Genomic DNA, 20796 nt, shown 5'->3' with positions numbered 1-20796 from the left:
TCATGGTCACACGAACCGCTCCGTACATTATGTGTGAAGACCTGTTCAAGATATACAAGATCGCCGACCTTGAGGTTGTGGCGCTGCGCGGCCTTGACCTTGCGGTGGAGAAGGGCGAGGTGGTCGCGATCGTCGGCGCCAGCGGCAGCGGCAAGAGCACGCTGCTGAACATTCTGGCAGGCTACGATTCCCCTTCGGCCGGCAAGGTCCGGGTGGGTGAGCGGGACCTCCTGCGGATGTCATCCAAGGAGGTTGAGTTCTACCGTCGTCACGAAGTGGGCTTCGTGTGGCAGCAGACGAGCCGCAATATGTTTCCGTACCTGACGGCGCTGGAGAACGTGGCGCTGCCGATGATGCTGACGAGCATGTCGCCGAAGGACAGGCAGAAGCGCGCCGAGGAGCTTCTGGAGCTTGTTGGCCTTGGACACCGGAAGAACCACACGCCGGAGCGGCTCTCCGGCGGCGAGCAGCAGCGCGTTGCCATCGCGATCGCGCTGGCAAACCACCCGCCGCTCCTGCTGGCTGACGAGCCCACGGGCGAGCTGGACGACGACACGGCGAGCGAGATCCTGGACCTGTTCGGCACGGTCAACCACGAGCTGAATACAACTATCGTCATCGTGACGCACGACCCGAACATCGCGTACAAGGTGGGCAGGGTTGTGATGATCCGCGACGGCAAGACTTCGACGGAGATACGCCGCAAGGTCAGCTATCGCAAGGTCACCGGCGCGGGGGACAAGGACACGCCGCTGGAGGAGTATACGCTTGTGGACGCCGCCGGCCGGGTGCAGCTCCCCAAGGAAGTGCTTGAGCAGCTCAAGATCAAGGAGCGCGCAAGGGTGGTAGTAGAAAACGGCAAAGTCACCATAGTGCCCGGAGAGGTGCAGGGTTGAACAAGCCCCAGACAGCAAATCAGGCAGTGAACAAAAGCGCGACAATTATCGACGTTCAGAACCTGGGACGCACCTTCAAGGTGGGCTCAGAGGAGGTCGTCGCCCTCAAAGACGTGAGCCTGACCGTGAAACCAGGGCAGTTCATCGCCGTTGTGGGACGCTCCGGCTCCGGCAAGACCACACTTCTCAACCTCATGGCCGGCCTGGACAAGCCCAGTTCCGGGAAGATCCTCTTCGAGGGGAAGGACCTGGCGACGATGAGCGAGAAGGAGCTCACTGAGATACGCCGACGAAAGGTGGGGTTTGTCTTCCAGTCGTTCGGCCTGCTGCCGCTCCTCTCGGCGTGGGAGAACGTGGAGTTTCCGCTGCGCATCTCCGGCTTCCCGGTGAAAGAGCGCGAGGAGCGCACACGGCAGGCGCTGGAGATGGTGGGGCTGGTGCGCCGCGCGAAGCATCGCCCGTACGAGCTGTCCGGAGGCGAGCAGCAGCGCGTCGCGATCGCGAGGGCGGTGGTGACCCGCCCGCCGGTGATCATCGCAGATGAGCCTACAGGCGAGCTGGACTCCACTAACGCGCGCTCAATTTTCGGCCTTTTCAAGGAAATGGTGCACACCCAGGGCGTCAGCGTCGTGGCCTCCACGCACGACGCCGCGCTGCTCGATATGGCGGGCGATATCAAGCATATGAAGGACGGCGTCGTCATCGCGGAGCACGAGTACCACGCCGCTCATGCGGAGAGCACGCGCTTCAAAAAATAGCCGTCCGCCGCATAGACAATTTAGACGACATATAGTATCCTGCCGGAACACATGGTCTTGTCGCCGCCTTCCACAGGAGCGGCGATTCACTGCAAAGGCCAACCGGAAGGGTAGCGCATGCGAGGCAACGGCAGAACGACGACGCGGCGGATGCGGCCGGACGAGAGCAGCATCCGCGACCTCCATCGCGAGACCACGGTCTGCTACTCGTATATGTGCCCCTTCGCTTATGGGTGTGCCGAAAAAAGCTCCCGGCCGGCGCAGGTCCTCACCCGCCGCTGCATGCGCTACCAACCGGAGGCCATTCGCATCACTCCCGGCCTTTCTGACCAGGCGCTGGATATTCTCGCCCGCCAGCGAGACTACGGGGTGCTCCTCAACCCCGCCACCACCGCCATTCTGGACCGCCACCGCCCCAACGGCCCGCTGCGGAAGTAGCGGCCGGCTGCGCTTGTATACAGTCCGTAGAACTGTTAACATCGGCCTAAACCGGGTCGGAAGTTAAGTTATGCAGGTTGCGGCTGACTCATCATCCCTGATCTACCTGGGGAAGCTAGACAGGCTTCCCCTTCTTGAACGTCTCTACTCGGATGTTCTCATCGCGCCGTCCGTCTGGGAAGAGACCATTCAGGGAGGCAAAGAAGTTCACCCTGTCGAGTCAGCACAACTAGAGCGCAGTCTGCGGGAATACGAACTCATTGATCTCACTTATGACGAGGTCAGGCTTTCCCAACTCTTTAGAATGGACTTGCGGCTGGGAGCAGGTGAAGCCGAAGTGATTGCCGTGTCATCCATCCGGGGATGCGTAGCAATGGTGGATGAGAAGCGAGCGCGGGCCGCAGCGGTGAGGTTGGGAGTCAGGTTAGTGGGAACCGTGGGAGTACTACTGGCTGCCCGAGAGATATCGCTGTTAAGTTATGATGAGCTACTGGACCTGCTGCGGCGGCTTGCGTCGGTAGCATGGGTCTCGCCTGATATTATGGCGAGAGTTATCCAGTCTTTGCGGGAAGAGGAGGGGATATGACCAATACGAAGAAAAAGGAAGAGATGGTTGCTTCCAGGGTATCGTCCGAGATACTCGAAGGCCTCCGTAAGGTAGAGGAAGTTGAGCAGGTTGACCGCTCCACAGCGATAAGGAAGATCCTGTATGCGGGGCTCAAGGAGTGGAAGCTTGAGCATGCTGCCAAGCTGTACCGGGAGAATGTCGTTACAATGTCCCGTGCTGCCTTTGAGGCGGGCGTTACTATTTGGGAAATGATGGACTATCTGCACGCCAAGAAGATTCCAATGCAGTATGATCTCGAAGATCTCGAACATGACCTTGCCGAGATCAAGAGACTCGTTTCGGAACGTTAGTCGCCGGAGTCCTCATGTCCACCTCCATGTTCGACCTCAAGGGTAGAGTTGCCATTGTCACCGGCGGGAACGGCGGCATAGGGCTGGGCTTCGCAAAGGGGCTTGCTCAGGCGGGCGCCAACGTGGCCGTGGCCGCGCGGAACAAGTCGAAGACAACCGAGGCGGTGAAGCTGCTGCAGGGGATGGGCGTGGAGGCGCTGGGCGTGGCCGTGGATGTAACGGACGAGGCATCCGTCAACAGCGCGGTCATAACGACGGTGGAGCGCTTCGGGCGGGTAGACATACTCGTCAACAACGCGGGCACAAGCATCCGCAAGCCGCCGCAGGACTACACCATCGCCGAGTGGGATGAAGTGGTGAACACCAACCTCAAGGGTACGTTCTTTTTCACCCGCGCGGTCTACCCGCACATGAAGAAGGTGGGCGGCGGCAAGATCGTCAACATCGGCTCCATGACCTCGATCTTCGGGCTGGACTGGGGCGCCGCGTACGCCGCAAGCAAGGGCGGCGTTGTGCAGCTCACGAAGAGCTTCGCGCTGTCCTGGGCAAAGGACAACATCCAGGTGAACGCTGTTTTGCCCGGCTGGATCAAAACAGGACTAACGTCGTCCATCGAAAAGAACTTCCCGCAGCGGTTCGCCCTGATCAACCAGCGCATTCCGCAGGGGCGATGGGGAGAGCCGGACGACTTCGCGGGGGTCGCCGTGTTCCTGGCGAGCCGCGCATCCGACTACGTCACCGGCTCCGTCATAGCCGTTGACGGCGGATACTCCTCCTTCTAAGGCACTCCACAGGAGAGCAGTCTCTTGGCCGAAAAAATCACCCTAGAGCGCCGCGACGGCATCGCAACGATCACGCTCAACCGGCCCGAGAAGCGCAACGCGATCGACTTCGAGGGGTGGCAGGCGCTAAGGGGAATCGCCGGTGATGTAGCCGCCGACGGCTCGGTGCGCGTCGTGATCCTGAGGGGAGCGGGGGAAGAGGCGTTCTCTGCCGGCGCGGACATCAAGGACTTCCAGCACCACCGTTACGATGCGAGCAGCGCGCGGCGCTATGCGGACGTGTTCGAGGGCGCCCTTGACGCCGTTGAGGCGCTGCCGCAGCCCACGATCAGCCTCATTAAAGGGTTCTGCGTGGGCGGCGGGTGCGAGCTGAGCATGGCGACGGACATCCGCATTGCGTCGGACAATTCGCGCTTCGGCGTGCCGGTGGCGAAGCTGGGCATACTTGTGGGCTACAAGGAGATGCGCCGCCTCGTTAACCTTGTCGGCCCGGGCAGCGCATCGTACATTCTCCTCACCGGACGCCAGATCAACGCGACGGAGGCGCTTCGCATCGGGCTCATCAACTCGGCGCTTCCCCTCGCCGAAGTTACGGAGTATGTGTATGCCCTTGCCCAGGAAATGCTCCCGCTCTCCCCGTTGTCCCAGCGCCGGCACAAAGAGATAATGCGAACGGTGCTAGCGGACCCGGGACTCACCGGCCTTTCAGAGGAGCAGGCAGAGCTGCCCTTCACAAATTTCGCCAGCGAAGACTTCCAGGAGGGCCGCCGCGCGTTTATTGAGCGCAGGCCGCCCCGCTTCACCGGCAAATAACGGCAGAGGTCCCGATGACCCTTCCACAGCCCCTCGCGGGCGTCAAAGTAATCGACTGCACCCAGATCATGGCCGGGCCGTTCTGCACGATGCTACTGGGCGACATGGGCGCGGATGTGATCAAGATCGAGAAGCCGGACGGCGGCGACGATGTCCGGCGCTCCGGGCCGCCGTTCCTGAACGGTGAGTCCGCCGCGTTTCTCGGCATCAACCGCAACAAGCGCAGCGCCGTGATCGACCTGAAGTCGGAGGAGGGCGTCGCCATCGTCCGGCGCATGGCGGAGTCGGCGGATATCCTCGTCCAGAATATGCGCCCGGGCACGATGGAGAAGATGGGCCTGGGCTACGAGAGCCTTCGCAAAGTTAATCCGGCGCTCGTCTACAGCACCATCAGTGGGTACGGCATCACCGGGCCGTACAGGGACAAAGCGGGCTTCGACCTGGTGGCGCAGGGGATGAGCGGGATAATGAGCGTGACCGGCTTCCCCGGCGGGGCTCCCGCCAAGGCGGGCGTGCCGATAACCGACCTGAACGCCGGGCTGTTCGGCGCGTACGGCATTATGTGCGCCTATGTGAACCGGCTAAAGACCGGGCACGGGCAGCATGTGGACACGTCGCTGCTCGAAGCCGGCATTGCGTACACCATCTGGGAGTCTTCGATCTACTTCGCCTCCGGCCGATCCCCCGGCCCCAACGGGTCGGCGCACCAGCTTTCGGCGCCGTACCAGGCGTTCCCGACGAGCGATGGGTACGTGAACGTGGGCGGGGCAAACCAGTCGAACTGGCTCAGGATTTGCCAGGCGACTGGCCGCGAGGATCTGCTTGCTGACCCTCGCTTCGCCACCAACGCTGACCGCATCACCAACCGCGCTCCGCTGATAGCGACCCTTAGCGCGACGTTCGTCACCGGGCCCACGTCGCACTGGCTGGAGGCGCTGGAGAGGGCCGGCGTGCCGTGCGGCCCAATCTACGATATGGCGTCCGTCTACGCAGACCCGCAGGTGCAGGCTCGGGAGATGGTGGTTGAGCAGGAGCACCCGAAGTCCGGCCGACTCCGCCACATCGGCATTCCCGTTAAGCTCTCCGACACGCCGGGGGCGATCCGCCTCCCGCCGCCGCTCCTCGGCCAGCAGACGGACGAGGTGCTGAGGGAGTTTGGGTATGCCGAGGCGCAGATTGGGGATCTGAGGGGCAGGGGTGTAGTGCGATAGGGCGCTTTACTCCGCCTGGAAGCGCGCTGCTTTCTGCTGCAGGCTTGCGTAGACCTCGTTCATGCTGCCGCTGCGGAACCCGTCCATATCCAGCGTCACGTAGGCGTAGCCGAGGCCCTTGAAGTGGCGGGTCAGGGCCTGGCGGGCGTCCGGCGCCAATAGCGCGGGGAAGTCCTCCGGCGCTACCTCGATGCGGGCGATGGTGTCGTGGTGGCGCACGCGGGCCTGGCGGACGCCGAGGGAGCGCAAGTACGCCTCCGCCTTCGCGATTCGCTGCAGCGCCTCTATGGTGATGGGAGTGCCGTACGGGACGCGGGAAGAGAGACATGCCTGGGCGGGCTTGTCCCAGGTCGACAACCCCAGCCGGCGTGAAAGCTCCCGCACCTCTGCCTTCGTCAGGCCGGCCTCCACCAGCGGGCTGCGAATACCCCGCCGCCGGGCGGAGTTGATTCCCGGCCGGAAGTCACCCTGATCGTCCATGTTGTGGCCGTTGGCGATACACTCGTACCCCTCCGTGGCTGCCAGCGCGGCCAGGTGCGTGTACAGCTCCTCTTTGCAGAAGTAGCACCTGTTGGGGTCGTTCGCCTTGTAGTCCGCGCGGTCCACCTCTCCGGTCTCGATCACCCTGTGGTTGAGTCCGAGAGCGCGCGCAGTCTCGACGGCATCATCCAGCTCTTCCGTCGCTAGGCTCGGAGATTTCGCGGTCACCGCCAGCGCCTTTGTGCCCAGTACATCTTTAGCCACGGCCGCCAGGAGGGTGCTGTCCGCGCCGCCGGAGTATGCGACGAGCACCGACTCCATTTCCGCCAATAGCCGCTTGAGGGTGGCGTACTTATGTTCTATACTCTGTTGAGCCTTGGCTGGAAGTGACATATGGGAGATTCTAGCATGGAGAACGGCACAACATCCGTACGTCGCAAGGGCGCGCTGCGCATGGACGACATTCCGCCTGAAGTGCTCCGCGCGCTGAACGAGGGCAGGGACGAGACGATCACACTGCCGGAGGGGCTGGCCATCGACCACCGCGCGCTGATGCGCTGCCTGATTGGAGATGCGGGACTGCAGGCCGGCCGCGCACAGATCGAAGCGGGCGTCGACGCGCTGGCGGGCAAGGGCGTTGTGCAGCGCGTGATCGGAGCGGGGCGCGTGCTGTTCGAGGCGCTGGACGGCTATCCTGACCGTGCGGCGGTCTACGAGCGCATCGCCTCTCACCGGTCGGACATGGTTCGCAGCTGGGCATCGTACATCCATACCGCCGACCCTTCATTGACGATGGTGCAACGGCTGGCGGCCGCGCGGAGATTCGCGGCGGACCCGCACAGCTCGGTGCGGGAGAGCGCGTGGGACTCGTACCGGCCGTGGTTTGCGAAGGAGACGGCGCTGAGGTTTGAGCTGCTGGAGGAGTGGGTCCGGGACGCGGACGCGAATGTGCGGCGCTGCGCCGTGGAGTCCACACGGCCGTGCGGCGTATGGACGGCGCACATCCCCGCGCTCAAGCGCGACCCCGCGCCCGGGCTGCGCATCCTGGAGCACGTGCGGTCAGACCCTTCGCTCTACGTCCGCAAGTCCGTGGGCAACTGGCTGAATGACGCCGCGAAGTACCAGCCGGACTGGGTGCGGCAGGTGTGCGAGCGGTGGGCCAGGGAATCGCCCACGCGGGAGACGCTGTGGACGGTGGGTCACGGGATGAGGGGAATGAGGAGAGAATTATGAAGTATCAATTATGAAGTGTGAAGGCGGGAGAGGGACCCGGTGAGGCCGCCGCGGGCGGAGTGGTGGGCTGCCGGCACCCTACTTTTGCTTGAGGATTTTCGAGGGTTCCAAGCCGGAGAGCTTGGCGGTGGTGTTGATGAGGTAAACGACCGTGGCCGTGAGGACGATGATCGACGGCACAGCGATCACGGGGAAGCTGAAGGCTGTCATGCGGCCGATCTCTTCATTGAACGCGACAGTGCCTGACGGGCTCTTGACGATGAGGCGGGCAAGCGCAAAGTTCAGGCCGGCGGAGAGCAGGAACGAGCCGGCGATCATGTAGGTGGCGGCGGCCATCTTGCGCTCGAATGCGGCTACGTTGTTCCGGGCCGAGAGGGCGGCGTACACGGCAGGGGAGTCCATCATTTTGTTCAGGACAGCCTTCACCAGCGGCGACTTCGTTTTCATGGAAACGAGCACGGCGATGCCGGCGACGAGAGGGATGCTTGCCTCCTTCACGGCGATCCACTGGGCGTCCAGCTTCAGGAGCCCTATCCCGCCTGTCAGCAGGACGCTGGCAAAACCCAGCGCCGACATGAAGTTTATGCTCCGCCGCCGGGCGAAATCGAAAATACCGTAACCCACCGGGAAGGCGAGCGCGACGACCAGGCCCATAACCGGCCCGAGCCGGTCCTCGCCGCTGAACTTGGTGAGGATGATCACCGGGATTATGACGTTCAGGCCCAGGTCCAGCAATGGGTTGGACTTGAGCTCCTTGCGATTGGGCGTGGAGATGGGCTCGGATGTTGCCATGGGACGTTGTGGCTCCATGTGGAGAGTGCACTCATGTCAATTTAGCAGCCGCGCGCGGCGCCCGGCAAGGAAACGAGTTTACCGGGCCAACTCACGCTTGACGACGTTCGCAAGCACCTGGATGAACTCCGGCATGGTGTTGAAGGTCTCAATGCGGAGCATCTTGATCCCCGCCTCGGCGGCCTCCTCGCCAGCCGCAACGTCGATGTCGTAAAGCACCTCCAGGTGGTCGGCCAGGAACTGTATCGGCGCCACCAGCGCGGCCTTGTGGCCAGCCTTATGCATATCCGGGAACAGCTCTTTTATGTCCGGCTTGAGCCATTCCTCCGGGGTGTGGCCAGCACTCTGGTAGGCGAACTGCCAGCGGGCGGAGTCCAGAGACAGCTTCTTCGCCACCGCTGCAGCAGTGTCCTTTAGCTGGTCTATGTAGAAAGGCTCGCGGTCGACGACGCTCTTCGGCAGGCTGTGGGCCGTGAATATGACCGGAATCGTTGCACGATCGGCTGGCGAGAGGCGATCAAGCGCCTGCGTGGTGCGCCTGGCCAGCGCGTCGATAAAGGCAGGCTCCAGGTGCCACGACCCGGCGACGCGCACGTCAGCGCCCGTTCCGAGGGCATCCTTTGCCTTTTCCACGGCCCGAAGGTAGCCTCCCATCGTGGTCGGCGAGTACTGCGGCGACATGATGATGCACACAACCTGCTTGATGCCCTCGGCGGCGAGCTTCTCGAATGCCTCCTGGATAAACGGCGGCGCGTGCCGCATGCCCACGAGCGCGCGGTAACGGCTGCCCGAGGCGCCGCCGTTAAGCACGGCCTCCAGCGCGGCCGCCTGCTCTCCGGTAATACGGTTGAGGGGGGAGCCGCCCACGACTGTGTAGCGCCGCTGGAACTCTTTGACCAGGTCATCGGGCGGCTGCTTGCCGCCGCGCGCGCTGGCCAGGTATGCGGGAACGTCATCAAGGGTCTTCGGCGAGCCGAAGGTCATGACGACGACGCCGATCGTTCGGGTTGCGGTGGATGTGGACATGGGAGCGACTCCGGGTTGGGTTGTGCGGTTGGGACGGACGGCCTCAGCTCAGCGTTTGCCGGCGGTGGCCGGGTGAGGCTTCCTGCTTTCATTGTGGACAAGCTCGACCAGGCGGGCCAGGTCGTCAGGGATTGTCTCCGGCAGGACGCCGTGGCCCAGGTTGAAGATGTGGCCGGGCCGCCCCCCTGCCTGCCGGAGGACTCGCCTTGCGCCCTCCGCGATAACCGGGAACGGGGCGAGGAGCATCGCAGGGTCCAGGTTGCCCTGTATTCCATGCTCGTAGCCGATGGTGCGCCACGCCGCGCCCAGGTCTTCCCGCCAGTCCACGCCAATGATGTCGCTACCGGCGGTGGCCATTAGGCCGAGCAGAGAGGACGTGCCGGTGCCGAAGTTGATCGTTGCCGCGCCGGTTGGGCGCACGGCTTCGAATATGCGCTTGGAGTAAGGCAGAACATACTGCTCGTACTGCGACGGGCCGAGGACGCCGACCCAGCTATCGAACAGCTGGATTACCTGAGCTCCTGCCTTCGCCTGCGCAAGAAGGTACCGAATCGTCGCCTCGGTGATCTTCTCCATCAGGCCGTGCCACACGCCGGGCTGAGTGAACATCAGGGCCTTCACACCCTCGTACATCCGAGAGCGCGAGCGACCGCCCTCGATCATGTAGCACGCCAGGGTGAATGGGGAGCCTGCGAAGCCTATGACGGCGGTCTGGCCCTCAAGCTCCCGCCGGAGAATGCGGAGCGTCTCGAACACGTAGGGAGTCGCCTCTTCCGCGTCAACCACCATGAGCGCGTCCACGTCCGCCTGCGTGCGGACGGGCTTCGCGACCACGGGACCGACCTCCGGCTCGATGTGGTACTCCAGCCCCAACCCTTCGAGGACGAGGGCGATATCGCTGAACATCACGGCGGCGTCCACATGGAGCCTGCCCACGGGCAGGAGGGTCACCTGGGCGGCTATCTCCGGCGTCTTGGCCATCGTGAGGAAGTCGTACTTTTCCTTGAGGGCGCGGTACTCCTTGAAGGAGCGGCCCGCCTGGCGCATGAACCACACCGGCGTGGCATCCACCGGTTGCCTCCTGCAGGCCGCCAGCATACGTTGCGCGCCGGTCATTGTCGTGTTTGCGGGCATGGCGTCAGGCCTTTACGGCGGAGTGATTGTGCACCAAGTCTACCAGACGCTGCAGGGTGTCCGTCTTCGTCCCGCCGACGATCGCATGGCCGAGGTTGTATATGTGGCCGGGTCGACCATCGACGCGCCGCAGCACGTCGCCGGCTTCGCGCTCAACGGTCGACCACGGCGCGAGCAGCAGGGTAGGGTCCAGGTTGCCCTGGATGCCCTTGGCGGCGCCCACGCGGGCCCATGCCTCGTCGATGTTCACCCGCCAGTCCACTCCCACAACGTCCGGCCCTGCGGCGGCCATCAGCTCAAGGAGGCCGGCGTTGCCTGTGCCGAAGTGAATGCTCGGGACTCCGAGGGAGCGTAGCTCGGCGAAGATGCGGCGGGAGTAGGGGAGGACGAACTCTTCGTACTGGGACGGGCTGAGGACGCCCACCCAGCTATCGAAGAGCTGAGCGACATCGATGCCGGCCCGGACCTGGCCCTTCAGGTAGCGGACGCAGACATCAGTCGCCTTGCCCATGAACTCGTGCCAGAGGTCCTGGTGGGCGAACATGAACGCCTTCGACCTGTCGTAAGTGCGGGACGGCTTGCCCTCGATCATGTAGCAGACGAGGGTGAACGGCGAGCCGGAGAAGCCCACTATCGCCGCCCTGTCCCCAAGCTCATTCTTGATGATGCGTATGGCATCCAGGACGTACGGCGAGCCTTCCTCGGGCTCCACGACGCGGATGGCGCGGATGTCCTCCGCCGACCTGACGGGCCTGTCGATGATGGGGCCGGTCTCCGGGACGACATGGTATGGCACGCCCATGCCGTTGAGCACGAGCATGATGTCCGCGAACAGGACGCATCCATCGACGCCTAGCTTTTCCACGGGCATCATCGCCACGCGGGACGATAGCTCCGGGGTCTTGGCGACGGTCATGATGTCGTGCTTTTGAATGAGCTCGCGTGCGTCCTGGAAAAGGCTACCCGCCTGGCGCATGAACCATACCGGCGTGGCGTCCACCGGCTGCCTGCGGGCGGCGGCCAGGAGTCGTTCGCGTCCGGTCATCTTCGCGGTCATTTCGGGCCTCGTTAATGCGGGCGTTCAGCCCAGGGCGTCCAGCACCCTGGGGAGGTCCATGGCAATGCAGGTGAAGATAGGCGTCTCGCGCTCGGTGTAAGCGCTCGCCTCGGTATCGCGAAGTGACATTACCAGGTCGAGGAAGTCCTGCGGGTGGTCAGTCTCGAACCCGAGCATGAACTCCTGGTCATCGAGGCCGTACGAGTACGCCGTGTGAATGGACACCGATGGGAATTCGTGGCCGATCCTGAAGTGGGGTCCCATTATCTTCCGGCGCTGCTCCATGGGAAGCGCATACCACTTGCGCATTTTGACGAAGGGGTACACGAAGAGGTACTTGTTGTTGTGTAGGGACATCCTCGTGCGGGCGCCTTCCTGCCCCTCGTGCTCGTGGCCCTTGATATAGATGGACTCCCGGGTCATGGCCAGGTATTTGTAGGGCGAATCCAGCCATTTGCCAAGGCCCGTCGCGTTCAGGCGGGTCCCCAGCTCGTGAAGCGTTTCCAGTGTGTCCGATACGCTCCAGAGCAGGAAGTCGGTATCGCCCCGGACTCCCGTGAGGGAGTAGGTCTTGTGTATGGCCAGGCGGCCGGAGAGGTCATCGCACACGGCGATGAATTCCCTCTTGCCGGCATCCTTCTCCGCGGACGGGAGCCTGCGCCAGGCGGGGTCTACCTTGAAGAATGCATACTGAACGAACTGGCGCGGCTTCTTTTCTGCGCCTTCGCCGGCGTGGGGGTGCTTTTGCACAGGTGGCCTCCGGCCCAACTAGTTGGTAGTTATGCTGCGGGACGCCTTGAGCCGGACGAGCGGCAGAATCCGGCCCGAGGTCTTGATAACCCGGTGTTTGAAATAGGCGTGTTTTCCGAACAGGGTGCCCACGGTGATCAATGTTACAGAGTAGAACGGAGGGACCAGGAGGAGGTAAGAGATCCGATAGCTCCACGGGCCCGACCAGATGTTGCCGTCCATTCCCAGAATACCATTCAGGGCGATGCGGCTGAACAGGGCGGCAAGCGATCCGGAGAGGCCGAACACAAAGAAGACGATGATGTAGTGGCGCTTGTCGGCGCGCAATCGGTCGGCAAAGCTGCGTTTGGCAGGGTTCAAGGCAGGCATGTCACGTCCCGAGCTTTGAGCTTTATCAGCGAGGAATCAGGAACATGTGAATTCTATCACTATTCTTTGCGGACGGGGAGGTTTGCGGCCCGCGGGCTGCTATACTTGCTCGGAAGGACAATGACGGCAAGGGGGGAGCGACATCGACGAGAGGCGTTTGAGGGCGCTGCTGGATGGCGTGAAGAGCGGCCGGGTCGCCGAGGATGAAGCGGTAGCCGCGCTGAGCGAGCTCCCGTTCCAGGACCTTGGATTCGCAAAGGTGGACCATCACCGCGCGCTCCGGAAGGGCTTCCCCGAGGTGGTGTTCGGACAGGGGAAGACGCCGGAGCAGATTGCCGGGCTTGCCGTTGCGCTGCTGGAAAAGTCAGATAGACTACTGGTGACAAGGGCGTCCGCCGGGGCATTCAAGGCGGTGCTCGCCCGGGCGAGTGACGCTAAGTACGATCCGGTAGCCCGCACCATTGTTGTCAACCGGCGTCCCGTGCGGCCTGTGCCGGGGGTAGTTGTGGTCTGCGCCGGCACGTCGGACCTTCCGGTGGCGTGCGAGGCGGCCGTCACCGCGGAGATTATGGGTTGCTCCGTCGAGCGCGTGGCCGACGCGGGCGTGGCAGGCCTTCACCGACTGCTCAGCGGCATGCCGGTGATCGAGCGGGCGAAGGTAGTCGTTGCGGTCGCAGGAATGGAAGGGGCACTGCCTTCAGTGCTTGGGGGGCTCGTGAAGGTACCTGTGATAGCTGTGCCGACGAGCATCGGCTACGGCGCGAGCTTCGGCGGGCTGGCGGCCCTGCTGGCGATGCTGAACAGCTGCGCGCCGGGCGTGGGAGTTGTGAACATAGACAACGGCTTCGGGGCCGGATACCTTGCGGCGATGATAGTCAAAGGCGCGTAGCTTGCGGCCATAATCTACAGGGAATAAGATAGCCTTATCAATGGCAGATCCAAAGCTCGAGTTCACAAGGATAAGTACCCTCCGGGCGAACGCGCTGGGCGAGCCCGGCAAGCGGACGTTCAGAATCATCGCAGCAAGCGGCGAGAGTACCGCACAGGTGTGGCTGGAGAAGGAGCAGCTCTTCCAGCTGGCGCTCGCCATAAACCAGCTTGTTGAGACGCTGCCTGAAGTAAGCGCATCGGCCCCCGAGGACATTGGTAGGCGGGAGGCGCCGGCATCGACACACGTCGATTTCAAGGTGGGTAAGTTGGTACTGGGGTTGTACGGCGCGAACCGAAGGTTCATTATAGACGTGCACGACATCGAGTCCCACGAGGAGGAGCCTGCGACCATCCGCATCTGGGGAACGCAGGAGCAGTTTGTCGCCTTTGCGGAGGAGGCCATGCAGGTCTGCGCGGCCGGACGCCCCCTGTGCCCTCTGTGCGGCCAGCCGCTCGACCCCTCCGGGCATGCCTGCCCGCGGTCCAACGGGCACGGCGTCCATGACCTGACCGAGGTCTCCTGACGGCCGCAGCCATGTCACCATGAACGAATTCGAAGGCACCCTCATAGAGCTTTCTGAGAAGGAGTCACTTCCCTTGCTGAAGGGAGGAGAGATTGTCTCTGGGAAGCGGATACCCTGGGGGTCCAACTACACCGTTCTCGTACAGATAGGCGCCGGCGAAGGTAAGTACATTCGCGCGATATACAAGCCACGAGACGGGGAGCGGCCGCTGTACGATTTCCCTACCGGCACCCTGTACAAGCGCGAGTATGCCGCATTTCTCCTGGCGCGCACCCTGGGGTGGCCCAACGTGCCGCTTACAGTGGTCCGAGAGGGGCCGTACGGCGTCGGCTCGGCTCAGCTCCACGTGGAAGGCGACCCGCAGTTGACTTACTTCGAGATTGCTGAGAAGTACCGGGAGGAGTTTCTCAAGTTCTCAGTGTTTGATGTTATTGCCAATAACGCGGACCGGAAGGGCGGCCACTGCCTGGTTGGGGAGGATGGCCGGATCTGGAGCATCGATCACGGGCTCACGTTCCACGATGTGTTCAAAATGCGAACGGTCATGCTTGAGTACTGGGGACAGCCCATCCCCCAGGCGCTCGTTGCGGATATGGAAAAGCTGTCAGCGTGCCTGGCGAGTCAGTCTGACCTCCTTGAGGGGATGAAAGAAATGCTCTTCAGGCAGGAGATAGATGCTGTGTCCAGGAGGCTGGAGCGGCTACTAAAGACGAAGCACGTACCGAAGCTGGACCCCAACCGCAACGTTCCCTGGCCGCTGGTATAAGCGGCCCCGCCGCGTATCGCGGGCCTCTTAACCCTTTTTCCCTCGTTCGAAGAACCTTGCGACTCGCCTCGTGAGCGGGGATTTTCGCCGCAGGCTGGAAGAGACAAAACCTGCAGTGCCGGGGCCTCCTGCCACCAGATTATGTGACCACGACCACACTTCGGATATTCTCGTATGGCCACTCTCCCAGCGAGGTATAAACTTCTCAAGCGGAGTCCACTTCAAGCGGCCCAACAGAAGGTACCGGAGGCGGCTTGCATGCCGGCCTATCAGCACCGTACCACCCGCCTCTGTAACCAGCAGCGCGCCGGCGGCAACGTCCCATATTCTCGGGGAGGTCATAACGGTGTATTGCAGCACGCCGTTGGCCGTCAGAGCCAGGTCGTAGGCCATGCTGCCGGTGTTGCGCGCCTCGCCAGTTGTATTGCTCATCTTCTCCGCCACGCTGAAGGCGGTGCGAAAGGAGCCCGGGAGCGTGCTCAGCTTGAAATGCTCCGGACGGGCGCCTTTGAAGACGGCGGCCGGGTTCTCTCCGACGAACGTGCCGTTGCCCTTTCGAGCGTGCATGACGAGGCCGCTACAGGCTGGCCACGGGATGTAGGTGGCGGCGACGACGGGCGCGCCCTGGTACAGGACGCCGATCGAGCAGGCAAAGATGGGGAGTCCGTTGACGTAGTTTTTAGTCCCGTCCAGAGGGTCGACGACCCACAGAAAATCCGGGGAGGCGCGCTGCTCGTCCGGCCTGTCCTCCTCGCCAATGAAACCGTGCGAAGGGAAGCGCTCGGCAACGCAGCAACGGATGAGCTCCTGGCATTCGCGGTCGATCCGGGTCACCGGGTCGAACTTGCGGTCGTCTTTGTACTCAATTGCGAGGTCGAAGCCAAACTTGTTGGAAAGTATCTTTCCAGCCCGCCAGGCCAATTGGACAGCAAAATGCTCTATCTCCTCCAGCGAATCCGTGGGGGTGTGAGAGATTCCGGGACCTTCAGTTATAGACTGCAAGATTGCTCCTTTGCTCTCCTCACAAAACTAACCTAGCACAAACGCCCTCCCACGGCCACATGAACTCCGATTATGGTCGGCGCTCCGTCCAGAGGATACACCTCCCAGGCCCCTTTTCCCACCTGCTCAAAGAGAGATTGAATGCGGTTAAATAGGCTGAAAATGGCCGGCGCGCGGTGTTATGATTGTCGTGTTGCCCTTGCGAGAGGCTTGCGTTTGAATACGAGGAATGCGCGGTCGCGGGGCAGAAAGCGTACCGGCCACATTGGACAGTAGCCTGCCAGGCTCCGAAACACACGGCTTGGGCCAACCGCCCTCGGGCGGACCACAACCTGCCCCTTCCCAGTCCCCAGAGACAAGACGCGACAACCGGCCTCATGAGAGGCAGCACCGGTACTGGCCCCACGGCGTCCACGTAAAAGTCCATACCCTGGACGCGTTGCGTCACCGGAGCTTCCGGTACCTTTGGATTTCCACGATCAACATGGGCGGCGGCTTCTGGATCCAGCACATGCTGATGGGCTGGATCGCATACGAGGTTACCAGCTCTCCATTCCTGACGAGCCTTTCCCTCGGCCTCCTGCACTTTCCCTACCTGTTCGCCGGGCCGTTTGGCGGCCTGATTGCAGACCGGCTGAACAAACGGGCCGTGCTGGTGACCGTGTTCGCACTGAAGGCGTCGCTGACCGCGGCGTATGCGATAGCGGTGGCGCAGGGCCTCGTGCACACGTGGCATATATTCGCGTACGCCATCAGCATGGGCATCTTGTGGGCGTTGTCAGACCCGGTGCGCCTCTCGATAATCCCCAACGTTGTGCCCAGGGCCGGGCTGGTTAACGCCTTTGCGCTGAACTCGCTCGGCTTCAACACAATGCGGTTCATTGTGCCGGCCATCTCCGGGGTGCTGATAGTGTGGATTGGCTCAGGTTACGCGCTCATGACGGCCGCAGCGTTGTACGCCACGGCAGCGACGGCGCTCATCTTTGTGCGGACCACTCACGCGGATGAGACAAAGAAGAGGACTTCGGGGTTCGGCTTCATGGAGGGAATTAACTACGCGCGCAAGGACCCGCTCGTCAAGGCAGTGGTGCTCCTGGGTCTAATGCCGTCCCTGCTTGTGGGGCCGTTCACGCATGGCCTGATGCCTGTGTTTGCGACGGAGGTCTTTGAGGTCGACGCCCGGGGTCTGGGGCTGATGCTCTCGGCGGTGGGCGTAGGGAGCCTGGTAGGTACGGTTGTGCTCGCGAGCATAGGCGACATCCGGCGCAAGGGCAGGGTGCTGATCGTGATGATGGGCATATCGGCAGCGGCTGTGCTGGTTTACTCCGCCAATCCGTATTTCTGGTTGGCGCTGCCGATTCTTGCCGTGCTGTTCGGCGCCGCTATCTCCTTCCATGCCATCAGTAACGCCACTGTTCAGACGGTGGTGCCGGACTTTCTTCGCGGCAGGGTGGCGGCCGTTAGCGCTATGGTCTTCGGCGTGCAGCCTCTGGGGGCTATCGTTTCCGGCGGCATCGCGGAGAAGATAGGCCCGCCGCAGGCGATGGTCTTCTCAGGCGTGGTGATGATCATCATGCTCGCGTTCATTGCGATCCGATACCCCGTGCTTCGCCGTTTCGGAACGCCCTGACGGGCTGATGGAAAGGTTGCGCCTCTCCCGTCCTATCCCTCACAATCGAGTAAGCCTGAGCGGGCATTCATGAAACTTCGTTCGGGGGCATGGCGGAGCGTGAGCGACACAACTATCGAAGAGCCGTCAAGGGGAGTTCCCTCATCGCTCCCGGGCGCCGCAGGGCTGCCGGCGGGGCGCCATCCAAGGCTCCCCGTTCGCGTAAGCACGCTTGACTCCCTGAAGCACCGCAACTTCAAGCTGTTCTTCTCCGCTACCTTCTGCCTCGGCGCCGGCTACTGGATACACACGCTTGTGATGGGGTGGCTGGCGTACGATCTGACGCGCTCACCATTGCTTACCACATTGGCAATCGGCGTGGAGAACCTTCCTTTCCTTCTCGCCGGCCCGGTGGGAGGTTTCGTAGCCGACCGGTGGGACCTTCGGAAGTTCCTGATTCTGGTGGCTGCCTACCAGGGTATTGTGACGGCGGCGTTTTCCGCGTTCGTGATGTTCGGCAACCCCGGGGCGCCTCACCTCTTCGCGTTTGCGTTTCTTATGGGGCTTTCCTGGGCTGTCGCTGACCCTCCCAAAGTCTCGTTCATTCCAAGCCTGGTGCCGCGACACGTGCTTATTAACGCCTTCTCGCTGAACGGGCTTTCTTTCAACCTGACGCGATTTGTTATTCCTACCATGGCCGGCGTTGTGCTTGTCTGGATCGGCCCGGGCCGGACGCTCATGTTCGCGGCATCACTCTACCTTGCCGCATGCCTGGCCACGGTGCTGATCGTGTACGCCAGGGCGCAAGGGCAGGCGTCCGAAAGGACAAGGTTGTTTGGCCTTTCGCCGTTTATTGAGGGGCTGAGGTACGTGGCCAGGGAGCCTTTCGTCCTCGCGATAATCGTACTTGGGGGCATCTTGCCAGTGCTCTATGTCCCGTTCGTCTACGGGATGCTCCCGGTGTACGCCTCGGAGAACTTCCATGTTGGCCCGTCCGGGCTGGGCATACTACTTTCGGCGGTAGGCGTCGGGTCCGCCGTTTCGACAGTGGTACTGGCTTCGGCAGGTGAGATCAAGTACAAGGGCAGGGTGCTCGTGTTCTTCATGGGGCTGATTATTCTTGGGATGACAGCTTTCTCGCAGAGCCCGGGAATCTGGCTTGCGTTCGCGTGCCTGGTCGTGGCGAGTGGCGGAATGACCGGTTTCCTCACCGTAGAGTACGCCGCCATCCAGGTCAGCACTCCAGACTACATTCGCGGCCGTATCTCAGCGATAGGCCTGATGACGTTCGGACTGTACCCGGTTGGGAGCTTGCTGGCGGGCTTCATCGCAGAGCGCACAACCACGCCCACCGCCACTCTGGTCGCCGGCGGCGTGCTGCTGGCGCTCACCGCGATAATCCTCCTTCGCGCGCCCAGCATCTGGGCCTTTCGGCAGACGCGATAAAGCTCATCCCAGTGTTGTCGAATCAACCCACCGTACGCTTGGCCTCCATCCACAGTGCTTCTTTCTTGTCCATCGAAAGCTCCTTGAACGCCAGGCCGCGCTCCCGGGCGAGGCGCTCCATCGTCTCGAACCTGCGCCGGAACTTCGCGCCTGTGCCGCGCAGGGTCCCCTCGGCGTCGATCTTCAGCCACCGGCTGACGTTCACGAGGGAGAACAGGACGTCGCCCATTTCCGCCTCACGCTCCTCCTTCGTCGTCGCCGCCTCCAGCTCATCGATCTCCTCGCGCACCTTGTCCAGGACACCCTTTATGCTGTCCCAGTCGAAGCCCACGCGGGCCGCCCGCTCCTGGATGGACTGCGCGTAAGAGAGCGCAGGGAGGTCCTTCGGTACTCCGTCGAGTAGCGATTCACCGCGCGCCTCCTTCTCCTTACGCTTCATCTCCTGCCACCGCGAAAGTACCTCATCGGAACCGGAAACCCTTACGTCCCCGAACACATGCGGGTGCCGCCTGATGAGTTTATCTATGTTCGCGGCAAATACCTGGTCCGGAGTAAACGATCCCTCTTCTACGCCTATCTGCACCTGAAACACCATGTGCAGGAGCACGTCTCCCATCTCCTCGACGATCTTGGCAGCGTCGTTCTCGTCAATCGCCTCGAACAGCTCGTACGTCTCTTCGAGGATCTGCTTCTTGAGCGAATCTCGGGTCTGTTCCCGGTCCCAGGGGCAGCCGCCCGGGGCGCGCAGGCGGGCGCAGATTTGAAGCAGGCCGTCGAAGGTCGGCGGGAAGCTCTCCTGCATAGGCATCCAAGACCTCGCTGTTCTGCTAAACTTTAGCGATGCAGTACGTGAAAGCGGCAATCATATCCCTTTTCGTCCTGGCCGTGCCGGTCTTCCTGATCACCACCACGGCCAGAGTCGTCATTAACTCCGACCTGCTCTACAGGTATGGCTTTGAGAGATATGAAATCCCACTGTACACGGGCATCGAGATGGACGAGCTGATGTCCGCCTCGCGCCAGATACGCGACTATTTTAACAACGATGAGGAGTACCTCGACGTTCAAGTGCGCGCCGGCGGGATAGTCCGCAGCATATATAACCAGCGAGAAGTCCTGCACATGAAAGATGTGAAGGACCTGTTGAAGGGTGTATACACTCTCCAGATCGTGACAGGGCTGTATATCCTTTTCTTTGCCGGCCTGATGTTGTGGCTGAACCGCACACGGCTGTCTGCCGGGACCGCCGGCCTCCTGTCTTATGCGGGCATCGGAGGCGGAGTCACTCTCGCGTTAGTTGTGATTGTCGGACTGGGAGCACTCGTCGGCTTCGACAGGCTCTTCCTCGCATTTCACCTCATCAGCTTCAGCAACGATTTCTGGCAGCTGGACCCGAGCCGTGACTACCTGATCGCCATGTTCCCGCAGGGGTTCTTCTTTGATTCTACGATGGCGATCGCCGCTGGCGTCGTCGTGGAGGCGCTGCTGCTTTCTTATGGCGGCGCAAAGGCCTACGGCCGCCTGCGGGATATGGAGCGGCGCCGAATCGCGGCCGAAAGCGCGTGGGCCTTGCCGAAAGCAAGCTTTGTCGACATTACCCAGGTGGACGCCGAGTCAGCCCGTTACACGGACGGGCACCGGATCTGACCCGGGTTCCTGTTTTCCGGTTCTGGTCTTGGCCTCATACGCCGTCCCCGTGTCAATGCTCAATGACTTTGTCAGTCTTACTGCTCAGTGATTTTGGCAGTCTTACTGCTCAGTGATTTTGTCAGTACGACTGGTTTTGGTTGAATCAGTCTCGATCTCCAAGGGTGATCTTGAGCCGGCTTTCGATCCTTGGGCGTGGAGAGGGGCGTGCTGGA

The 20796-nt window shown here is 62.3% G+C and carries 24 protein-coding genes; 15 read left to right on the top strand and 9 right to left on the bottom strand.

Annotation, left to right across the window (positions count from 1 at the left end; all coding sequences use genetic code 11):
- Positions 1–29 precede the first annotated feature (29 nt).
- The 8 genes from FJ319_09095 (at position 30) to FJ319_09060 (ending at position 5816) form a co-directional block, all read left to right on the top strand.
- Positions 30–896 (top strand): ATP-binding cassette domain-containing protein, encoded by an 867-nt coding sequence (locus tag FJ319_09095; GenBank protein ID MBM3934441.1) that lies wholly within the window; start codon positions 30–32, stop codon positions 894–896.
- Between the two features lie 44 nt (positions 897–940).
- Entirely contained in the window at positions 941–1654 is a 714-nt protein-coding gene (locus FJ319_09090; protein MBM3934440.1) for an ABC transporter ATP-binding protein, read from the top strand.
- 117 nt (positions 1655–1771) lie between these two features.
- Complete coding sequence (locus FJ319_09085) at positions 1772–2092, top strand: hypothetical protein (protein ID MBM3934439.1); 321 nt, start codon at positions 1772–1774, stop codon at positions 2090–2092.
- Between the two features lie 70 nt (positions 2093–2162).
- Positions 2163–2678, top strand: a complete 516-nt coding sequence (locus FJ319_09080; GenBank protein MBM3934438.1) for a hypothetical protein — start codon at positions 2163–2165, stop codon at positions 2676–2678.
- Positions 2675–3010, top strand: coding sequence for a hypothetical protein (locus FJ319_09075; GenBank protein ID MBM3934437.1), 336 nt, complete (start codon positions 2675–2677; stop codon positions 3008–3010). The genes FJ319_09080 and FJ319_09075 overlap by 4 nt, the downstream gene beginning before the upstream one ends.
- A 14-nt stretch (positions 3011–3024) precedes the next feature.
- Positions 3025–3792: a glucose 1-dehydrogenase gene (locus FJ319_09070; protein MBM3934436.1), complete on the top strand. Its 768-nt coding sequence runs from the start codon at positions 3025–3027 to the stop codon at positions 3790–3792.
- 24 nt (positions 3793–3816) lie between these two features.
- Positions 3817–4605 carry a hypothetical protein gene (locus tag FJ319_09065; protein MBM3934435.1) on the top strand — a complete coding sequence of 263 codons (789 nt, stop codon included), beginning with the start codon at positions 3817–3819 and terminating at the stop codon, positions 4603–4605.
- Positions 4606–4619: 14 nt separating this feature from the next.
- On the top strand, positions 4620–5816 hold the full coding sequence (locus FJ319_09060) for a CoA transferase (GenBank protein MBM3934434.1): 1197 nt from the start codon (positions 4620–4622) through the stop codon (positions 5814–5816).
- Between the two features lie 6 nt (positions 5817–5822).
- On the opposite strand, the gene larE is transcribed toward FJ319_09060, so the two are convergent.
- Entirely contained in the window at positions 5823–6689 is an 867-nt protein-coding gene (gene larE / locus FJ319_09055) for an ATP-dependent sacrificial sulfur transferase LarE (protein ID MBM3934433.1), read from the bottom strand.
- Between larE and FJ319_09050 the strand changes: the two genes are divergently transcribed.
- The gene (locus FJ319_09050; protein ID MBM3934432.1) at positions 6690–7529 is read left to right on the top strand and encodes a DNA alkylation repair protein; all 840 of its coding nucleotides are present in this window, start codon (positions 6690–6692) and stop codon (positions 7527–7529) included.
- A gap of 78 nt (positions 7530–7607) precedes the next feature.
- Here the strand turns inward: FJ319_09050 and FJ319_09045 are convergent, their stop codons facing one another.
- From FJ319_09045 to FJ319_09020, 6 genes are all read right to left on the bottom strand, one after another.
- The gene (locus FJ319_09045) at positions 7608–8321 is read right to left on the bottom strand and encodes an MFS transporter (GenBank protein ID MBM3934431.1); all 714 of its coding nucleotides are present in this window, start codon (positions 8319–8321) and stop codon (positions 7608–7610) included.
- A gap of 78 nt (positions 8322–8399) precedes the next feature.
- Positions 8400–9347: a ferrochelatase gene (hemH, locus tag FJ319_09040; GenBank protein MBM3934430.1), complete on the bottom strand. Its 948-nt coding sequence runs from the start codon at positions 9345–9347 to the stop codon at positions 8400–8402.
- Between the two features lie 48 nt (positions 9348–9395).
- Positions 9396–10463 (bottom strand): uroporphyrinogen decarboxylase, encoded by a 1068-nt coding sequence (gene hemE, locus FJ319_09035; protein MBM3934429.1) that lies wholly within the window; start codon positions 10461–10463, stop codon positions 9396–9398.
- Between the two features lie 22 nt (positions 10464–10485).
- On the bottom strand, positions 10486–11526 hold the full coding sequence (hemE, locus tag FJ319_09030; protein ID MBM3934428.1) for a uroporphyrinogen decarboxylase: 1041 nt from the start codon (positions 11524–11526) through the stop codon (positions 10486–10488).
- Positions 11527–11562: 36 nt separating this feature from the next.
- The gene (locus FJ319_09025; GenBank protein ID MBM3934427.1) at positions 11563–12288 is read right to left on the bottom strand and encodes a chlorite dismutase family protein; all 726 of its coding nucleotides are present in this window, start codon (positions 12286–12288) and stop codon (positions 11563–11565) included.
- An 18-nt stretch (positions 12289–12306) separates the two neighbouring features.
- Positions 12307–12648 (bottom strand): hypothetical protein, encoded by a 342-nt coding sequence (locus FJ319_09020; GenBank protein MBM3934426.1) that lies wholly within the window; start codon positions 12646–12648, stop codon positions 12307–12309.
- A 151-nt stretch (positions 12649–12799) separates the two neighbouring features.
- Between FJ319_09020 and larB the strand changes: the two genes are divergently transcribed.
- From larB to FJ319_09005, 3 genes are read left to right on the top strand one after another with little or no spacing between them, the layout of a single operon-like run.
- Positions 12800–13546 carry a nickel pincer cofactor biosynthesis protein LarB gene (larB, locus tag FJ319_09015; protein MBM3934425.1) on the top strand — a complete coding sequence of 249 codons (747 nt, stop codon included), beginning with the start codon at positions 12800–12802 and terminating at the stop codon, positions 13544–13546.
- A gap of 40 nt (positions 13547–13586) precedes the next feature.
- A complete protein-coding gene (locus FJ319_09010; protein MBM3934424.1) occupies positions 13587–14111 on the top strand; it encodes a DUF3090 family protein in 525 nt (174 codons plus the stop codon).
- Between the two features lie 19 nt (positions 14112–14130).
- Positions 14131–14877, top strand: a complete 747-nt coding sequence (locus tag FJ319_09005) for an SCO1664 family protein (protein MBM3934423.1) — start codon at positions 14131–14133, stop codon at positions 14875–14877.
- A 27-nt stretch (positions 14878–14904) separates the two neighbouring features.
- Here the strand turns inward: FJ319_09005 and FJ319_09000 are convergent, their stop codons facing one another.
- A complete protein-coding gene (locus tag FJ319_09000) occupies positions 14905–15882 on the bottom strand; it encodes a hypothetical protein (GenBank protein ID MBM3934422.1) in 978 nt (325 codons plus the stop codon).
- Positions 15883–16108: 226 nt separating this feature from the next.
- Here FJ319_09000 and FJ319_08995 point away from each other — a divergent pair, with 226 nt between their 5' ends.
- Both FJ319_08995 and FJ319_08990 read left to right on the top strand, forming a co-directional pair.
- Positions 16109–17509, top strand: a complete 1401-nt coding sequence (locus FJ319_08995; GenBank protein ID MBM3934421.1) for an MFS transporter — start codon at positions 16109–16111, stop codon at positions 17507–17509.
- A gap of 69 nt (positions 17510–17578) precedes the next feature.
- On the top strand, positions 17579–18934 hold the full coding sequence (locus tag FJ319_08990; GenBank protein ID MBM3934420.1) for an MFS transporter: 1356 nt from the start codon (positions 17579–17581) through the stop codon (positions 18932–18934).
- Between the two features lie 22 nt (positions 18935–18956).
- Here FJ319_08990 and mazG read toward each other — a convergent pair whose 3' ends face one another.
- The gene (mazG, locus tag FJ319_08985) at positions 18957–19736 is read right to left on the bottom strand and encodes a nucleoside triphosphate pyrophosphohydrolase (GenBank protein ID MBM3934419.1); all 780 of its coding nucleotides are present in this window, start codon (positions 19734–19736) and stop codon (positions 18957–18959) included.
- A gap of 38 nt (positions 19737–19774) precedes the next feature.
- Between mazG and FJ319_08980 the strand changes: the two genes are divergently transcribed.
- Positions 19775–20581 (top strand): TIGR01906 family membrane protein, encoded by an 807-nt coding sequence (locus tag FJ319_08980; GenBank protein MBM3934418.1) that lies wholly within the window; start codon positions 19775–19777, stop codon positions 20579–20581.
- Positions 20582–20796: the final 215 nt, after the last annotated feature.

The organism is SAR202 cluster bacterium, assembly GCA_016872355.1.
Taxonomy (GTDB): Bacteria; Chloroflexota; Dehalococcoidia; order Lucifugimonadales; family VGZY01; genus VGZY01.
This window is presented reverse-complemented; position numbering and strand designations above follow the sequence as displayed.

Coding starts and splice junctions, on each gene's coding strand:
- FJ319_09095 (MBM3934441.1), top strand. CDS start 30: ATGTGTGAAGACCTGTTCAAGATATACAAGATCGCCGACCTTGAGGTT.
- FJ319_09085 (MBM3934439.1), top strand. CDS start 1,772: ATGCGAGGCAACGGCAGAACGACGACGCGGCGGATGCGGCCGGACGAG.
- FJ319_09080 (MBM3934438.1), top strand. CDS start 2,163: ATGCAGGTTGCGGCTGACTCATCATCCCTGATCTACCTGGGGAAGCTA.
- FJ319_09075 (MBM3934437.1), top strand. CDS start 2,675: ATGACCAATACGAAGAAAAAGGAAGAGATGGTTGCTTCCAGGGTATCG.
- FJ319_09070 (MBM3934436.1), top strand. CDS start 3,025: ATGTCCACCTCCATGTTCGACCTCAAGGGTAGAGTTGCCATTGTCACC.
- FJ319_09060 (MBM3934434.1), top strand. CDS start 4,620: ATGACCCTTCCACAGCCCCTCGCGGGCGTCAAAGTAATCGACTGCACC.
- larE (MBM3934433.1), bottom strand. CDS start 6,689: ATGTCACTTCCAGCCAAGGCTCAACAGAGTATAGAACATAAGTACGCC.
- FJ319_09050 (MBM3934432.1), top strand. CDS start 6,690: ATGGGAGATTCTAGCATGGAGAACGGCACAACATCCGTACGTCGCAAG.
- FJ319_09045 (MBM3934431.1), bottom strand. CDS start 8,321: ATGGCAACATCCGAGCCCATCTCCACGCCCAATCGCAAGGAGCTCAAG.
- hemH (MBM3934430.1), bottom strand. CDS start 9,347: ATGTCCACATCCACCGCAACCCGAACGATCGGCGTCGTCGTCATGACC.
- hemE (MBM3934429.1), bottom strand. CDS start 10,463: ATGACCGGCGCGCAACGTATGCTGGCGGCCTGCAGGAGGCAACCGGTG.
- hemE (MBM3934428.1), bottom strand. CDS start 11,526: ATGACCGGACGCGAACGACTCCTGGCCGCCGCCCGCAGGCAGCCGGTG.
- FJ319_09010 (MBM3934424.1), top strand. CDS start 13,587: ATGGCAGATCCAAAGCTCGAGTTCACAAGGATAAGTACCCTCCGGGCG.
- FJ319_09005 (MBM3934423.1), top strand. CDS start 14,131: ATGAACGAATTCGAAGGCACCCTCATAGAGCTTTCTGAGAAGGAGTCA.
- FJ319_08995 (MBM3934421.1), top strand. CDS start 16,109: ATGCGCGGTCGCGGGGCAGAAAGCGTACCGGCCACATTGGACAGTAGC.
- FJ319_08990 (MBM3934420.1), top strand. CDS start 17,579: ATGAAACTTCGTTCGGGGGCATGGCGGAGCGTGAGCGACACAACTATC.
- mazG (MBM3934419.1), bottom strand. CDS start 19,736: ATGCAGGAGAGCTTCCCGCCGACCTTCGACGGCCTGCTTCAAATCTGC.
- FJ319_08980 (MBM3934418.1), top strand. CDS start 19,775: ATGCAGTACGTGAAAGCGGCAATCATATCCCTTTTCGTCCTGGCCGTG.